Genomic DNA, 844 nt, shown 5'->3' on the forward strand with positions numbered 1-844 from the left:
ACGCCCAGCCGTCCCACGCCCAGCCGTCCCACGAGCCGTCGTCCCACGCCCAGCCGTCCCACGAGCCGCCGTCCCAGGCTGAGCCGTTCCTAGGGACGCCGTCTCAGGCTTGGCCGTCCGACGAGTCGTCCTCGTCGGCCTTGCCGGCGCGGGAGCCGGCCGGGGCGGGGCCGCGCCGGGCGGTTGTCACTGGGGGCATGAGCGGGATCGGTGCAGCCGCCGCTGCACGGCTGGCCCGTGACGGCATAGAAGTATTCACGTGGGACGTCGCTCCCGGCGCCGACTTCGCCGTGGACGTCACCGACGCGGCCGCGGTCCGCGAGGCAGCGGCGCGGGTCGGGCCGATCGACATCCTGGTCAACTCGGCGGGCATCGTGGGCCCCAACGCGCCGCTGTGGGAGGTGCCGCTGGCGGGCTTCACCCACACGCTCGCCGTGAACGTCGTGGGCACCTTCTCCACATGTCAAGCCTTCGTGCCCGGCATGATCGCGAAGGGCTGGGGCCGGATCGTCAACATCGCGAGCATCGCCGGCAAGGACGGCAACCCCGCGATGTCCCCCTACTCGGCCTCGAAAGCGGCCGTGATCGCCCTGACCAAGTCCCTCGGCAAGGAGCTGGCCACCACCGGCGTGCTCGCCAACGCCGTCGCCCCCGCCGTCATCGAGACCCCGATGAACGCCGCGACGTCCCCCGAGGCGCTGGCCCACATCACCAGCCTCATCCCGATGAAGCGCACCGGCCGAGCCGACGAGGTCGCCGAGCTGATCGCCTGGCTCGCCTCCGACAAGGTGTCCTTCTCGACCGGCGCCGTCTACGACATCAGCGGCGGCCGCGCGACCTACTA

1 protein-coding gene is annotated in these 844 nt (G+C 72.0%); it reads left to right on the plus strand.

Features of this window, described 5'->3' with window-relative positions; translation table 11 throughout:
- Positions 1-197: 197 nt before the first annotated feature.
- A partial coding sequence (locus tag Ade02nite_RS40250) for an SDR family oxidoreductase (RefSeq protein ID WP_203775500.1) occupies positions 198-844 on the plus strand: 647 nt, incomplete at its 3' end.

The organism is Paractinoplanes deccanensis, from assembly GCF_016862115.1.
In the GTDB taxonomy this organism is placed as follows: Bacteria; Actinomycetota; Actinomycetes; order Mycobacteriales; family Micromonosporaceae; genus Actinoplanes; species Actinoplanes deccanensis.